Raw genomic sequence first — 14692 nt, 5'->3', positions numbered from 1 at the left:
TTTTTTCAAGCTGCACAGAGGTCATAACTAAATCTTCCCTGATTTTTTTATTGGCTGTCTATTGATTAAGCTGTTCGGCATTTAAAAGACGATAGTAGGGTGCGTCAGTACAGAAGTGTTTCCCAAGTCCTGTAAGTGTTCACTCCTGACGCACCATACAAGCCTCGTTAGTGCTTTAAATGCTCCACAGCTTACGACCAATATACTTTAATTCCTGATGAGTTACGCAACGGTCTTGTCAAATCCAAGGGTGTTGCCGATATCTCCCACTTTGGCTTGTGACAGTATATCTATCAGATTGATATTACTCCCAGTAATTTTCCCAATCATCCTTAAAAACTTCCTGTAATCTCTGCATATACGCATCAGTCTTAATCTTCACCATCCACAGATTATTAGCATTGCTGCCTCCCTTGCACACAACACCTTCATCTACACCGTATTTTCCGTGGCGAATATCATCCATAAACTTTCCCGTCAGTTTGCCGCGATAAATCACTCGCGCAATATTTAATTTACCAAAATCCTGAATAAACCGATCGGGAATAACCATACCGCGATCGGTTTCCACATCAAAAAGTACCAGTTGTTTGCGATCGTCCTTTTGGTGCATGCCCGCAAACGAGCTAGCACCAAAAAACTCTGTAAGGAATGAGAATTAAATAACTTCCACAATGAAAGTGGGATGGGCGTCCCGCCCGTCCACTCATGACGGGCGGGACGCCCATCCCACAATAACAATTAAAATTGTAAGTTATTTAATTCGCGCTCCTAAACACCGTAATTTCAGCCGAGTGATACTGTTCGTTCTCTCGAAAAATAAACTCTAAGGGACTAGCAAACTCTCTTTTAAATATTTCAGGTGCTGCTTCTAAACCTGGATGTGCAGCAATAAATTCTGCAATTCCCATCTCATCCAAATCAAATCTACTGCGGCGCGTACCAAAAGCATACCAACCAAGTTCAACTTCCCAAAACCAATGCAAATTAGTGCCATCGTACTTCTCAAAAGCTACACATTGTTCGTTAGGGCAATTTTTACTATCGGGAATTTTGGGATAGGCAAGTTGAACTCGTGTCATATAGAGGAAGGAAGTTCGGCAACGGATTGTGTAACTGATGTAACGGATGTAACTGATGTAACGGATGTAACGGATGTCAGTCCGAGGGAAGAAGGAAGAAGGAAGAAGGAAAGGTTTTTTAACAGTTTTACCCCTTCCTCTTCACTTCTAAAAATCTTGCAATTGAGCAGTTTGAACGGCTACTTCTTTAATCTGGGCACCACGGCGCACCTTCAGTTTGAGAATTTGACCGATTTGGCTGTTTTCCACCAAATTTTGCAACTGTTCCGCCTCAGTCACTCCTTCACCGTCAATTTGAACTATCACATCCCCTTTGCGAATCCCTGCTTTCTCCGCAGGGGTGTTGGGCACAACTCGCATCACTAAAACTCCGTTAACTTCCGGGACAATCAAAGGAGCATTGGGGTCAGAATTATTCTCTCTGGCCATTTCAGGAGTCAAAGCAATCATCTGAATCCCCAAAAACGGATGGCTGACTTGTTCTCCCTTGGCTAACTGCGCGTAGATGGCCTTGGCTTTGTCGATCGGAATCGCAAACCCAATACCCATTGCATCGGCTCGAATCGCCGTGTTGATGCCAATCACTTCTCCTCTGCTGTTTAACAGCGGGCCACCGGAATTGCCGGGATTGATGGCCGCGTCGGTTTGAATGAAATCGAGCCGCTTGTCGGGAATGCCGACGGCTGCACTGGATCGTTTGAGGGTGCTGATAATGCCCAAGGTGACGGTGTTGTCAAATCCCAGGGGGTTGCCCACGGCGATCGCCCAATCTCCTACTTTCACCGCGTCGGAATCTCCCAAGGTGGCCGTCGGCAGGTTTAATTGCTTGGTATTAATTTTGACAACTGCCAAATCTGTTATTTCGTCAGTACCTTGGACTTCTCCTGGAAATGTTCTGCCGTCGTTTAAGGTGACAGTGACTCGATCGGCTTTGTCAACTACGTGAGCGTTGGTTAAAACAATCCCGCTTTTGTCAATAATGAAGCCGGAACCTTGACCGCGTAAGCGTTCTTGTCTGGGGGTCAAGCTGCGTAAATCTTCTCCCAAAAATCTGCGGAAGAAGGGGTCTTCCATTAAGGGATCGATGTTGCGACTGACAGTGCGCTCGGTATCAATACGAACAACTGCTGGCCCGACTCGATCGACTGCAGCAGTCACAAAACTGCCGGTATCCCCTGGGAGTTCAGGACTCCGCAGCGCTAACAGTTGCGGATTCGCGGCGGTGGCTAGGAAACTCTGGAAGTGTAAGTTGGGCGGATTTGTGAACGTCGCGGCGGTAGCGGGTGCAGGATTGATTGCTAACGCACTCAGGGCGATCGTCATTGCTAAAATTAGGGCCAACCAACGATCACCGGTTCGAGGTGCGGGCCGAAAAAACTTAAATAGTCGCATAGCGTCAATCTTTGTTAGTCTGGGTTAGTCTGGTAAGGGTGTGCGATCGTGCGGACTCAATAATCTGTCACTATGAAGATCCTAAATATATTTTGACAGTTACAATACATGAGTCACGAGCCCGCACCAACTCACCCTATTCTGAATTCTAACTTTAAAAAATTCCCTAGTAATACCAGTTTCAAAAAAAGAATGCAACTCTAGGCCCGTGGGCCCAACCATTACCAAATCACTCATTCCCAATCTAAAATCTAAAATCTAAAATCTAAAATGGTATAACCCCAATGATTCTATCTGATACTTCTACTGACAAATCCTTGCCCTCAAATTCCCACCACCACCATCACGACGATAAATCAGTCCACCCTCACCATCACGATGAAGAATCGAGGCGGCGGCTGGTAAATCGCTTGTCTCGGATTGAGGGACACGTCCGCGGCATTAAAACAATGGTGCAAGAAAACCGTCCCTGTCCCGAAGTTCTGGTGCAAGTTGCTGCGGTTCGAGGCGCGCTCGATCGCGTAGCGAGAATCATTCTTGACGAACACTTAACTGAGTGCATCGCCAGAGCCGCGAAAGAAGGCAATATCGATACGGAAATCGAAGAGTTGAAAGCCGCTTTGGATCGGTTTTTGCCTTAGCCGCTGCCAATTTTTACATCCATATAACAAAACCTGCAAGTTAGACAAAACTTGCAAGTTATTCTTTCTGGCTAATTTTTTAAGCATCTTTCACAAACGCGGGAAAAGCATCAAATTTTCTCCCCTTCACCCCCATTGCCACAACATATAATTTATATGCTTCGCAGTTTAGGAGAGCGAGTTTTGTTAAAAAAGAATTAGTCCGGTTTGTCGTGATGACGCAACTCCTCAAGATATTCAAAAGCTGACGGTTAACCATTAGATAATCGGTGCTTAATCCGACGTGGTATGAACTGTCTAGACTTTCGTCAGCTTGGCTTTTAGGTGATATCTGACTGTTGCATAAACTGCTTTATAGGAAGCCTCAATGCTGTATTCCTGCTGCAACCACTCTTGAATTTCTCCATAGCTTTTAAAGCCTTTCTGGGGGTCGCTGAGGCGCATTGCCAAACTAGCGCGGGCAAGAGGTGGAATGGCCGGCTTACGGCCACCGCTGTGCTTTGTTTCGAGGAGTCCTTCGAGTCCGTCAGATCGGTACTTTCTCAGCCACCGCTGCACTGTAATTCGATTTACCCCGATCGTCATTGCCAATTCTTTAACTGTCTTAACATGACAAATTTTGAACAGGTAAAGTGCTTGAATTTTTTGAAAGCCACTTGCTGTTTTTTGTTCAGTTAACAGGTTTTTTAGCTCTTCACTTGTCTCTGTGATGCTAAGTTTACATACTCCAGCCATATCAATTACCTCACGATTCGCGTTCTACAATACCTTTGTTTGACAAGGGAGCAAAAGCTGCTCCTATCCTAAATGCTGACCTTTTGTTTGCCCTGAAGCAATACAAAAGCGATCGTACTCATTCAACTTTTTCCTTCCTGGATGCACTCAGACGATCAGAAACCTGATTATTTTAACCTGGAGCAAGGTTGCAACGATTTTTTTGGTAAAACACCCTGTTTCTGGGTCAGTTTTGTATTTGATGGACAAGCGTCATTGCTAATACTGATAGCCGTTAACCGATCGACTGTAACATTAGCGGCAATAGGTGACTCTTAAGGAATACCATTTATTCTTTTATTGTTAAACATCAATCATGGTTTTCCTGGTATTTATTGGTATTTTTTGCGAACGTATGGGCGATTTTCAGTCATTAGGTGCTAGCAAACAAGCGAATGTCTGTACACCAGCGATCGCATTTTTATACAGACATTCCCCTCGTCCCCGAAGTGCATTTTTGGCTTTCGCAGTGCGAAAAATCCTTAGATATCAGCACTCTCATCGGTCAGAGCGGGTAGGGCCGAGTGACGTTGCAACCTACTTTCACAGCAAGCGGGCTACTATCCGTGAAACTACTGGCTTTATCGCCAATTGAGTAAAACACGACGAGGGTGGCATTGTCAATTTCTCAGCATTACAGTATAAGTATCGGCTATTTTTGCCCGTCTGCTGTGATCGAAAGCGGAACCTCTATGTGATACTACTAACATTGTTTTGTGATTTAGGTCACACAAGCACTCAGTAAGCTCAACTAGCCACAAAAAGTTATGAGTTCGATCGGACTTTCCACCTAAAACCTTATAGATTCAGGGAAGTTTCACCCTAGGTGTGAATATTTCAGAATCTAAAATTGCAGAACATCCGGTGTAACCAGCTTGCTGACAGTATTCTTCATTTAAAAGGTGTAGAGAAGCCACAATGAACGTTGACGAACTGCTCAAGCTATATGCAATAGGAGAAAGAAATTTTAGTGGGGTCTACCTGCACGAGGTCTACCTCTACGAAGCAGAATTGATTGGAGCCAATCTGTATGAAGCCGACCTGATTGGAGCCAATCTCAGCAAAGCCAAACTCAACAGAGTCAACTTTGGCAAAGCCAATTTGTGCAAGATTAATTTGAGCAAAGCAGACTTAGGTGGAGCAGACCTCACAGAAGCACTTTTACTTGAAGCTAACCTGAATCGAGCTGAGTTGATGGGAGCAAATCTCAGTAAAGCAGACTTGAGCGGAGCTTCTCTGATCCAAGCAACTTTAATTGGAGCGAATATATCTCGGGCAACACTCAGCCGTGCAGACTTGCACGGAGTAAATTTTTACGGAGTAAACTTGCGTAGGGCGGTGCTCACAGAATGCGATTTAATTGGCGCAAACTTGAGTAAAGTAGACCTTAGCGGAGCCGACTTAATGGGGGCGAGTCTAATTAGGGCCGACTTGACTGAAGCGATTTTAAGTGCGTCCGACTTAAGCGGAGCAAACCTGTTGGGAGCAAACCTTACAAAAGTCAACCTGAGCGGAGTATATCTTAAGGGTACAACGATGCCCGACGGCACGATTCACGACTAATTTATTGGTTAATTTTTATGGTTGCCGAGAACAGCGGCTAAAGGGTAATGAGTAATTCATTACCCTAATTTATTGGCAGCGAAATCTTTATTTGACCGAAAGCATCCATGATACCCGCCACGTGATTCATCCGTCCAGAAATAAAAAACCTGTATCCGAGAAACTTGCCGAACGTATTTCTCTCGCGCAAGTCAATGCTTCAATTCTAAAATCTAAAATCTAAAATCTAAAATCTAAAATCGATTGACACTCAGGTAAGGCCGAGAACTTCAATCTAGGCTGCTGATGGCGCTCAGAACTCCTACATACGGCAAGTCAAAAGATTTGTTGGGTGAACTTGTGTTATGGTGATTTTCAATTGCTTCGATAAAAGCTATTTTAGATTTAATATTTTGGATTTGGGACGGTTAAAATGAAACTCAGAATCCTCGCTGCTGCAACGCTGCTGAGCGCGATCGCCCCGATCGCTCCTGCACCCGCCGAGAACATCCAACACACGCAACAATTACTAGCCACCCGACAGTGCCCCAACTGCGACCTCAGCAGTGCTGGCTTGGTTTTAGCCAATTTAACAGGAGCCAATCTCAAAGGTGCTGACTTGAGGTTGGCTAACCTCAGTCGAGCCAACCTCGCGGGGGCTGACCTCAGCGGTGCCAACCTCAGCGGCACTAGCCTGTTTGGCGTCAACCTGACAGGGGCAAACCTCAGCGGTGCGAACCTCAGCGGTGCTGACTTGAGAAGTGCCTATCTCAGCGACGCCAATTTGCTCAACGCCAATTTAACTAACGCGCAACTGCTCGGAGTTAGAGGAATGCCAACCAATATTGGCACCGCTGAAGACTTCTATCGGTTGGGAGTGCTGGAAGCTCAAGCAGGAAACTACAGAAACGCCATTGATTATTACAATCAAGCCCTGAATCTGAAATCGGATTTAGCAGCAGTTTATTTTGCACGCAGTATGTCTCGCGCTGACTTGGGAGAGTTCGCCGGTGCGGCTCAAGACGCTGCAATAGCAAACAAACTCTTTGCAGATCAAGGAAATCCCCAAGGTGAGGAGTTGTCAAAGCAGTTAGGCGAAGCCATTGTGGCACGCCAAAAGCCAACGGAACCCCGCACTTCCAGCCGCGGCGACTTTATGAGTCTTCTGGGGTCGATCGGTTCTGTTCTGGTGAAGCTAATCTTGCCTTAAAGACTTGTGAACGGCCTGCTCCAACGACTTTTCATGCTGCGCCAACCCAAGCGATGTAGAGCGTTTCTTACACCCATCTGGCTTTACTAAACCCCTAATGTCTGTAAGGCAGGTATACTTAGCCTAGTCTCAATATATGTGTCTAGGCTAGTTTCACTATTTAAGGACAGAATATGAATAGATTTGAAAATATATCCGTAAGGGGTTTTCGGCGTCTTCAAAATATTGAGCTTGAGATGAGAAATCTCATCGTCATGATTGGTGCAAACGGAGCAGGAAAAACTTCTTTTTTAGATGTCCTTTCAATACTAGCCGCTTCAGCAATTGGAAATTTACAGAATTTATTACAACTTAAAGGCGGCTTGAATGAAATTTTGACAAGAGGTAAAGTACAAGAACTTGAAATTGAAATTTCACTGCAAGTGCCAAAGGAACAACCTTTGAAGTACAGCTTAACATTGTCACCTAAAGGTTTATCTTATGAAGTTAGAGACGAATCTTTAACACAGCAGAGAAATCCCAACAGAGCTGAACCATTCAAGTATATTGAATCACAAGGTTTGGATATTAAATATTCTCAAGAAGAAAGCAGAGGATTTGTTAGACCGAGTTGGGAGCATAATCCTCTTGAAACATCCCTTTCTCAAGTTCCTAAAATGTATCGCGAACCAGAGAACCTGAGAAAGAGCCTTGCTTCTTGCACATATTATGGAGCACTCGATGTTTCCGAGAAAAGTCCAATCCGTCTACCTCAAGCAATGCGCCCTGCAAAGTTGCCTGGAGCAAGCGGTGAAAACCTCGTTTCCTGTCTTTATGACCTTCGGGAAACCGATCGTGACCGTTTTGAAATGGTTGAAAATATCATTTCTGCTGCCTTTCCAGATTTCGAGCGATTAAACTTTCCTCCGGTTGCCGCAGGAACTATGTCTATGACTTGGACAGATAGAAATTTTTCTGAGCCTTTCTATGTCCATGAGCTATCAGAAGGAACGCTGCGTTTCCTCTGGTTGGTTGCGCTGCTGCAAAGTCAAACTTTAACAACTATTACGTTGTTAGATGAACCCGAAGTTAGCCTACACCCGGAACTCTTAAGACACTTAGTTTATCTAATGAGAGAAGCTTCAAAACACACTCAACTGATAGTTGCCACACACTCAGATAGACTCATCAGATTTCTCGATCCAAGCGAGGTTTTGGTCTGCGATTTGGAAGAAGGGGAGGCAAAAATGAGGTGGGGTGACACTTTTAACCTGAATAAATGGTTAGAAGATTATACTCTTGACCAGCTTTGGGAAATGAATGTGATGGGTGGCCGTCCATGAGAATTGCTATTTTGGTTGAAGGTGCTACTGAAGTGGCATTTAAAGAGAAGCTTCGTAAGTTTCTCCAAAGTCGTTTAGAGCAAGCAAAAAATGCCCAGACTCGACTTTAAACCCCAACATGGTGGAATTCCCAAGGAAAAGAAACTCAAGGTTATTGTTGAAAATTTCCTCGATAATGATGGCTATGATGCTGTAATTGCACTTACAGACGTTTATACGGGAAAGCCGGACTTTAAAGATGCCAATGATGCTAAAGAGAAAATGATGACATGGGTAGATAAAAACCCAAACTTCTATCCTCACACAGCATTACATGATTTTGAAGCATGGCTTCTTCCCTACTGGACAACTATCCAGAAGCGAGCGAAACACAACCGTTCTGCTCCTAGCGGTTTGCCTGAAACCGTGAATCACCAAAAGCCACCTTCCTATTGGATTAAGGAAATTTTTAGCTTGGGACAATGCAAAAGAGACTATAACAAAGTGATTGATGGAAAGGCTATTTTGGAAAAAAACGATTTGATGATTGCGATTCAAGCTTGTCCAGAGCTAAAAGCTTTTGTGAATCGAATTATCTCTCTCTGCGATGAAGAGAAAATAATTTCTTGACGTAAAACGCGATCGCTGTTAATTACCCGAATTCTCAAAGAAGCCGGGTATCTGGGTGTTCAGTTTTTTTAGGTTGTTCTACTTAATTCAGCGGAATCTCGATCCAGAATTCTGTACCATGACCGGGTACAGAAACACATTTAAGTACGCCTTGGTGTTTCTCAACAACAATTTGGTAACTGATAGACAGTCCTAAACCCGTGCCGCGACCGACCGGTTTAGTAGTAAAAAAGGGATTAAATATGTGAGAGATTAACTCTTTGGGGATGCCGTGACCATTGTCGGCAATGCAAATTCCTACCATTTTTTCATTGATTAATTCAGTGCGAATCCGAATGCAAGGAGATGGAAAATTAGGAATCAAACACTCGGTGGTGGCCTTTATATCTCCTGACTCGATAGGCAGTATTTGGGAGCTTAAATGCGTCGCGGCTGCATTTGCTGCTTTAAAGGGAAGATTCATAACTCCCTCTTTTTTTCTCAGTTCTAGGGCGTCGAGGGAATTACCGATCAGATTCATAAATACCTGATTGAGCGAGCTGGCATAGCATTCAACTAAGGGCAACTTGCCATATTCTTTAATGATTTCTACGGTGTTGTGCTCAGAATTGGCTTTGATCCGGTGCTGCAAAATCAACAGGGTACTGTCGATGCCCTCGTGAATGTCAACGGCTTTTTTCTCGGCTTGATCGATCCTGGAAAAATTACGCAAAGATACCACTAACTGGCGAATGCGCTCAACTCCGACTGTCATGGAACCCAAAATTTTTGGCAAATCTTCGGCAAGAAATTCGATGTCTATTGCTTCGGAGCACTCGCTAATTTCTGGGTTGGGATTGGGGTAGTGCTGGCGGTAGAGTTCCACCAAGCAGAGTAAATCTTTGGTGTATTCGCTGGCGTGGGACAGATTACCGTAGATAAAGTTAACGGGGTTATTGATTTCGTGGGCGACTCCGGCCAGGAGTTGTCCGAGACTGGACATTTTTTCGGTTTGAATCAGTTGGGCTTGGGTATTGTGCAATTCTGTGAGGGTTTTAGCTAGCTGTTCGGCTTTTAATCGATCGGCAGTTGCTGCATTGAGACTTTCTTGATAAAGTTCTGCTTGGTGAATGGCGATCGCAGCTTGAGCCGCTAAATGTTGCACCAATTCCTGTTCTGCTGTTTGCCAAACTCTCGGCCCCGAACACTCATGGGCAATCAGCAACCCCCACAATTGGGAATCTTTGCCCATCATGGGTACAATTAAACTTGCTCTCACCTGCAACTCTTCCAAAAATTCGCGGTGACAGGGTGTTAAATCCTCAGTATAAATATCATTAATTGCTCGCACCCGTCCGGCTCGATAAAAGCAGTCTGAGCCTTCGGGAAAGCATCCTTGTGGAGATGTGATACCTAAAATTGACCGCCACTCGCCGCAAACAGCTTCGACAACTACCTCGCCCTGTTTGTCGGCCGCAAATTGGTAGATTACCGTGCGATCGGTATCCAACAAAACTCTGACTTCTCGCACAATAGTTTGCAGTATGATTTTTAAATCTAAGGTGCTGCGAATCTGGTCTCTAACTCGCGTCAATACTTTGGCAAAGTCCAAGGATTTTTGCAATTGGGCGGTGCGTTCTTGAACTTGGCGCTCCAAGTTGGCATTCAGAGTTTGCACTTCTTTATAAAGAACGTACTGCCCAATTGCCGAACAAAATTGGCTGCCTATAGCTAAAGCTTGCTCAATTTCTTCGTACTTCCACTCTGGCGACTGACCTTTTTTTATTTCTCGCCAAAGTTCAAATGATTGTCGGGGAAGGGTTTGTGCAGCGCTGGTGTCAAAGCGCCCCGCCCACATTTTTTCGGTATCTATTGCATTGCGAAAAATGGTCAAACAGCCAACTACTTGTTGTTTGTAGTGGAGGGGAATTACCAACAAACCCCGAATTTTAGTAGATTGGAAAGCGGGAACTAAAACTCTAAATAGAGGTTCTTTGTATAAGTCGGTAATTATCAAAACTGGGAATTGAGAATTAGTAAAAATTGGAAATTTGGGAAATTCTTCGGTATTTTTGAATCCTTTGGTTAGCCATTCCTGCCAGAGGGCATGAGCTTCGATCGCCTTAACTTTTTCCCAGTTGGGAAGTGTCGGTTGTTCTCCTGTGGTGAACAGTTCAAAGGTAGCATCACTGTGGGCCGGGGCAATTGGCAATCCTCCTTCTATCTTGGGAGGGGATAATTTTTCACCGTTGATTTTCGGCTGGTTGAGATAGAGTCTGCCACCGCTGCCACCCAAAGCGGTGACGGTGGCTTCTAAACCCTGTTGCAGTTGAATGTTGACGTGACCGTACAACAGGGCTGCTATGCGGCTCACGGTAGCTTCGCGGGCCGCTTGAGAGCGGGTTTGCTGGAGGAGGAGGGCGTGGGCGATAGCGCTAGACAATTGATCCGATACGAGCTGAACTACTTCTAAATCTGCTGGTGAAATATTGAGGGGCGCACAGTGGTGAGACACTAAAAGTCCCCACAGTTCGATGTGAATTTTTTGATTATTTCCTGGCTCGTATCGAGTCAGACACGTCGCGGCTTGGCAGATATCTGTTTTGCTGTTTTCCGAGACGATCCGGCGGTGCACTATCGGCACGACTAAGGATGATTGCACTCCCATTGCGATCAGGTAAGCGGTGTGGCAAGGATCGAGCGATCGGTAGTGCATCTCCTCTTTTATTAAGGGTTGACCGGTGTCTGCTGCATCGAGGGGACTCAGGACGATCGTCCCTGAGTTAACATCTATTATTGTCCGCTGGCGCAAAGTGAGATACATCTCCCTGGCGCTGGCGGGAATGTCGTCTGCTGGAAAGTGCAGTCCTTTCAAGGAAGGGAGATGGTTGTTATTAAGTGACTCAGCAACAACTTCTCCACTGCCGTCGGCACTAAACCTGTAAATCATAATGCGATCTGTTTTCAAAAAAGACCGCACTTCTGCTACCGTACTGGTTAAAATATCTTCTAATTCTAGAGATTGGCGAATGCGTTCTGTTATCCGCCGTATCAAAACTTCTCTGTCTAGTTTATAATGTAATTCTTGCGTATTTTCTCTGAGTTGCATAAATCTCCTTTTGTACTTATACAATGATAATAAGAAGTTTTGATGTGCTCTTGGAGCGTTGAAACTCAAATGCCTCACCCTGAGTTTTTGACTCAACCGATCTGTACAATTAATCCGTCGCGCACTTGTCAGAGACGACGGTGTATCGCCTCTGGTGGGCTGGGGTAAGTAAAATCTGCGATCGCGCCAGTTTAATCCTTGCCTTCAACAGGCAGAGCGACTTAAGCAAATAATAATTATTATTTTAATGCTCTTATAAATTTCTCGCAATCTTACACTCTCACTAGGAGAATTCTTCATTGTTAGGATAACTTGACATTTGTTGTAGAACTTCATATAATGATAATTAACGAAAGAATTTGAGTTTCTATCAGCGCCCTTGGTGCTGACTAATTTCTTGGCGCACGCTCATCAGAATTTTACCCAAATGATTTTGACCGGTTCGGTCGCAGCCACACCCCCAGTAGTAATCCGTTGGCGAATCCTCTACAATTACTCGATCCCCTGTGGCAAGAAGAATCGCTTGAATGTCTGTATGAGTGAGAAACTTAGTTAAAACTGCTTCGCGCATAATGGGAATTTTCACGGCTTCCCAATCAGCGCGAATCCGGTGGTTGGGATCGCGACCTAATTTAGCGGCTTCTTGAGGAGTTGCTACGGCTTGAATCGCCGCCACTAATCTTTGATCGGTGCTGACAAATTTTTGGGCTTGATAGTAATGTTCCACCGTCAACCAATATTGACCGTGCAGAGAAATGTCGTGTAGTGAAAAATTAGAAAAGCAGCCATAAGGCTCCTCTACTTTATAAAAATAAATTATCATTTGATTTTAGATTTTAGATTTTAGATTTTAGATTTTAAATTTTACAGGATTTACGCAAAATCCAATTATCTAGGGTGCTTAGGGGCGCACCTTACCGCTATTGGGAATGAGGAATTGAGAATAAGGAATTGGGATTTAAGAAGATTCTCTCTTTTTTCTTCCCTCAAAATCCATGCGTTAAATCCGTTGCTGAACTTCCTTCGTTCTAAAACGGCATCAGCTTTTTAAGAGCGCGGTTAGCGATATCGGCCTAACGCAGTTCGCCACACAAAATTTTGCTCATCAACTGAGTAGTCATCGGCAATTTGACGCCCGCTCTGTAAGCAGCTCCTGTAAACTGATAGAATGCTCTAGCCAAGCGACTGGCCCAAATCAGATGAGTGTTCCATTCTTGGGCGATCGATTGAGTGTAAGGCTCCTTAGCGTCGTCGGCACATCCAAGAGCTCGATCGAGCGCCTCAGCAGCCTTAAATCCACTAAAAATGGCAGGACGAATTCCTTCACCGGACAACTGGTAATGGGTGATTGGTCAATGGGGCAGGAGGAATGGGTAAGTTAATGAGTGTGAAATCTTGAGTTTTTAACTCACAACTCACAAATGATTAAGCGTCTGCTCGTTGTTCGCGGCCGGCTCTGAACAATCTCAAAACTCTTCCTATTCCCCATGCCCAATTTCCCATTCCCTAAACAGTCGTGATATCTTTCTCTTTGGCTGCCAGAACTTCTTCTATTTTGGCAACGTACTTGTCCGTCAGCTTTTGAATTTTATCTTGCAAGTCGCGGGATTCATCTTTAGAGATATCGCTGCTTTTTTCCTGCTTGCGAATCGAGTCAACGGCATCGCGGCGGATATTGCGAATTGCAACTTTACCTTCTTCAGCAAACTTACTGGCCATTTTGACAAATTCTTGGCGTCTGTCGCTTGTCAGCGGCGGAATGTTCAAGCGAATAACTGAACCGTCGTTGTTGGGAACGAGTCCTACATCGGACAGGGAAATTGCTTTTTCGATCGAGGTCAGCGCTGTACGATCGAACGGTTGAATGGTGATCGTAGTCGCATCCGGGGTGCCGATATTGGCAAGGGATTTGATCGGAGTTGGAGAGCCGTAGTAGTCTACCATGACTCGATCGAGGAGGGAGGCGTTGGCCCGTCCCGTCCGAATAGTATTAAAAGACCGTTGAGTAGCCTCAACTGCCTTTTGCATATGATCTTCTGCTTCAGCTAACTTCACAAAAACCTCCGACAAGAGTTCCAATAGATTCTCCCATTACAGCTCGGTAGATGTTGCCCGACACCGAGAGGTCAAATACCATAATAGGAATATTATTTTCTTTGCAAAGGGCGATCGCCGTACTGTCCATCACCCGCAAATCTTGATTCAAGACGTGGGCATAGGTGAGGGTTTGATACCTGCGCGCGTTGGGGTTGAGGTGGGGGTCGGAATCGTACACCCCATCTACCTTAGTAGCTTTAAAAATCACCTCTGCATCAATTTCAGCCGCCCGCAAAGCGGCTGTAGTATCAGTAGTAAAAAAAGGGTTGCCAGAACCGGCACCAAAAATCACTACTCGTTTTTTTTCTAGGTGGCGAATCGCCCGCCGCCGGATGTAGGGTTCAGCTACTTCTTGCATGGCGATCGCCGATTGCACCCGCGTTGGCACTCCTGCTTGTTCCAGGGCATCCTGCAAAGTGATAGCATTCATCACCGTAGCAATCATGCCCACATAATCAGCAGTTGCCCGATCCATCCCTGCCGAAGCAGCTTTCACCCCGCGAAAAATGTTGCCGCCACCGACAACAATCGCGATTTGAATGCCTTGGGACACGACTTTGGCCACTTCTTGGGCGATCGACTGAACGACTATCGGATCGATGCCGTAGCCCAAGCTGCCCATCAGCGCTTCACCGCTGAGCTTCAGCAAAACTCGCTGATATACCATCCCCATGCCGCCACTATTTTTTTACTCTTTTTGCCTCCACCATAAGATAGCAGTATGGGTGCATTTTGAACATCAATTGCCCGGAACAGGCATCCTGCTTGTGCTGCCAGAGAATTTGTTTGTGGCTTCGGCTGCGCCGGTGAACAGGCAAGATGCCTGTTCCACAACCGGATTGATTTTTTCTCAGTGAATGCGCCGGTGAACAGGCAAGATGCCTGTTCCACAACCGGATTGATTTTTTCTCAGTGAATGCGCCGGTGAACAGGCA

Annotated in this window: 16 protein-coding genes; 6 read left to right on the top strand and 10 right to left on the bottom strand. The window is 45.2% G+C overall.

What is annotated here, in order from left to right; translation table 11 throughout:
• Window positions 1-304 precede the first annotated feature (304 nt).
• The 3 genes from QT973_RS12590 to QT973_RS12580 form a co-directional block, all read right to left on the bottom strand.
• Window positions 305-613 carry a hypothetical protein gene (locus QT973_RS12590; protein WP_333374730.1) on the bottom strand — a complete coding sequence of 103 codons (309 nt, stop codon included), beginning with the start codon at window positions 611-613 and terminating at the stop codon, window positions 305-307.
• 145 nt (window positions 614-758) lie between these two features.
• Window positions 759-1082, bottom strand: coding sequence for a hypothetical protein (locus tag QT973_RS12585; protein WP_333374732.1), 324 nt, complete (start codon window positions 1080-1082; stop codon window positions 759-761).
• A gap of 147 nt (window positions 1083-1229) precedes the next feature.
• Window positions 1230-2474 carry an HhoA/HhoB/HtrA family serine endopeptidase gene (locus QT973_RS12580; protein ID WP_333391437.1) on the bottom strand — a complete coding sequence of 415 codons (1245 nt, stop codon included), beginning with the start codon at window positions 2472-2474 and terminating at the stop codon, window positions 1230-1232.
• 284 nt (window positions 2475-2758) lie between these two features.
• On the opposite strand from QT973_RS12580, the gene QT973_RS12575 reads away from it, so the two are divergent.
• A complete protein-coding gene (locus QT973_RS12575; protein WP_333056814.1) occupies window positions 2759-3115 on the top strand; it encodes a metal-sensitive transcriptional regulator in 357 nt (118 codons plus the stop codon).
• A 297-nt stretch (window positions 3116-3412) separates the two neighbouring features.
• On the opposite strand, the gene QT973_RS12570 is transcribed toward QT973_RS12575, so the two are convergent.
• Window positions 3413-3850, bottom strand: coding sequence for a helix-turn-helix domain-containing protein (locus QT973_RS12570; protein ID WP_333056815.1), 438 nt, complete (start codon window positions 3848-3850; stop codon window positions 3413-3415).
• 434 nt (window positions 3851-4284) lie between these two features.
• Between QT973_RS12570 and QT973_RS12565 the strand changes: the two genes are divergently transcribed.
• From QT973_RS12565 to QT973_RS12545, 5 genes are all read left to right on the top strand, one after another.
• Entirely contained in the window at window positions 4285-4407 is a 123-nt protein-coding gene (locus tag QT973_RS12565; RefSeq protein ID WP_333056816.1) for a hypothetical protein, read from the top strand.
• Between the two features lie 400 nt (window positions 4408-4807).
• Entirely contained in the window at window positions 4808-5452 is a 645-nt protein-coding gene (locus tag QT973_RS12560) for a pentapeptide repeat-containing protein (protein WP_333056817.1), read from the top strand.
• Between the two features lie 412 nt (window positions 5453-5864).
• Window positions 5865-6641 (top strand): pentapeptide repeat-containing protein, encoded by a 777-nt coding sequence (locus tag QT973_RS12555; RefSeq protein ID WP_333209155.1) that lies wholly within the window; start codon window positions 5865-5867, stop codon window positions 6639-6641.
• Window positions 6642-6814: 173 nt separating this feature from the next.
• On the top strand, window positions 6815-7963 hold the full coding sequence (locus QT973_RS12550) for an AAA family ATPase (protein WP_333391435.1): 1149 nt from the start codon (window positions 6815-6817) through the stop codon (window positions 7961-7963).
• Between the two features lie 90 nt (window positions 7964-8053).
• On the top strand, window positions 8054-8572 hold the full coding sequence (locus QT973_RS12545) for a DUF4276 family protein (protein WP_333233560.1): 519 nt from the start codon (window positions 8054-8056) through the stop codon (window positions 8570-8572).
• Between the two features lie 82 nt (window positions 8573-8654).
• On the opposite strand, the gene QT973_RS12540 is transcribed toward QT973_RS12545, so the two are convergent.
• The 6 genes from QT973_RS12540 to QT973_RS12515 all read right to left on the bottom strand — a co-directional run.
• Complete coding sequence (locus QT973_RS12540) at window positions 8655-11660, bottom strand: GAF domain-containing protein (protein ID WP_333056543.1); 3006 nt, start codon at window positions 11658-11660, stop codon at window positions 8655-8657.
• Between the two features lie 370 nt (window positions 11661-12030).
• A complete protein-coding gene (locus QT973_RS12535; RefSeq protein WP_333056541.1) occupies window positions 12031-12483 on the bottom strand; it encodes an NADAR family protein in 453 nt (150 codons plus the stop codon).
• 250 nt (window positions 12484-12733) lie between these two features.
• Window positions 12734-12994, bottom strand: a complete 261-nt coding sequence (locus QT973_RS12530; RefSeq protein ID WP_333056540.1) for a hypothetical protein — start codon at window positions 12992-12994, stop codon at window positions 12734-12736.
• Between the two features lie 172 nt (window positions 12995-13166).
• A complete protein-coding gene (frr, locus tag QT973_RS12525; protein ID WP_333056539.1) occupies window positions 13167-13715 on the bottom strand; it encodes a ribosome recycling factor in 549 nt (182 codons plus the stop codon).
• The gene (pyrH, locus tag QT973_RS12520; RefSeq protein WP_333076369.1) at window positions 13702-14430 is read right to left on the bottom strand and encodes a UMP kinase; all 729 of its coding nucleotides are present in this window, start codon (window positions 14428-14430) and stop codon (window positions 13702-13704) included. Before pyrH ends, frr begins: the two co-directional genes overlap by 14 nt.
• Window positions 14431-14437: 7 nt before the next feature.
• The coding region (locus QT973_RS12515; protein ID WP_333391433.1) for a hypothetical protein at window positions 14438-14692 on the bottom strand (255 nt) is incomplete at its 5' end.

Origin of the sequence: Microcoleus sp. Z1_A1 (assembly GCF_036700305.1) — a bacterium.
Lineage (GTDB): Bacteria > Cyanobacteriota > Cyanobacteriia > Cyanobacteriales > Microcoleaceae > Microcoleus.
The sequence above is the reverse complement of the archived record's forward strand: the minus strand, read 5'-3'. Positions and strand labels throughout refer to the sequence as shown.

Excerpts from the sequence above, each read along its gene's own strand:
- pyrH (WP_333076369.1), bottom strand. The coding sequence starts at position 14,430 with ATGGGGATGGTATATCAGCGAGTTTTGCTGAAGCTCAGCGGTGAAGCG.
- QT973_RS12550 (WP_333391435.1), top strand. The coding sequence starts at position 6,815 with ATGAATAGATTTGAAAATATATCCGTAAGGGGTTTTCGGCGTCTTCAA.
- QT973_RS12560 (WP_333056817.1), top strand. The coding sequence starts at position 4,808 with ATGAACGTTGACGAACTGCTCAAGCTATATGCAATAGGAGAAAGAAAT.
- QT973_RS12565 (WP_333056816.1), top strand. The coding sequence starts at position 4,285 with ATGTCTGTACACCAGCGATCGCATTTTTATACAGACATTCCCCTCGTC.
- QT973_RS12555 (WP_333209155.1), top strand. The coding sequence starts at position 5,865 with ATGAAACTCAGAATCCTCGCTGCTGCAACGCTGCTGAGCGCGATCGCC.
- QT973_RS12535 (WP_333056541.1), bottom strand. The coding sequence starts at position 12,483 with ATGATAATTTATTTTTATAAAGTAGAGGAGCCTTATGGCTGCTTTTCT.
- QT973_RS12540 (WP_333056543.1), bottom strand. The coding sequence starts at position 11,660 with ATGCAACTCAGAGAAAATACGCAAGAATTACATTATAAACTAGACAGA.
- QT973_RS12570 (WP_333056815.1), bottom strand. The coding sequence starts at position 3,850 with ATGGCTGGAGTATGTAAACTTAGCATCACAGAGACAAGTGAAGAGCTA.
- QT973_RS12575 (WP_333056814.1), top strand. The coding sequence starts at position 2,759 with ATGATTCTATCTGATACTTCTACTGACAAATCCTTGCCCTCAAATTCC.
- QT973_RS12580 (WP_333391437.1), bottom strand. The coding sequence starts at position 2,474 with ATGCGACTATTTAAGTTTTTTCGGCCCGCACCTCGAACCGGTGATCGT.
- QT973_RS12585 (WP_333374732.1), bottom strand. The coding sequence starts at position 1,082 with ATGACACGAGTTCAACTTGCCTATCCCAAAATTCCCGATAGTAAAAAT.
- QT973_RS12545 (WP_333233560.1), top strand. The coding sequence starts at position 8,054 with ATGCCCAGACTCGACTTTAAACCCCAACATGGTGGAATTCCCAAGGAA.
- QT973_RS12590 (WP_333374730.1), bottom strand. The coding sequence starts at position 613 with ATGCACCAAAAGGACGATCGCAAACAACTGGTACTTTTTGATGTGGAA.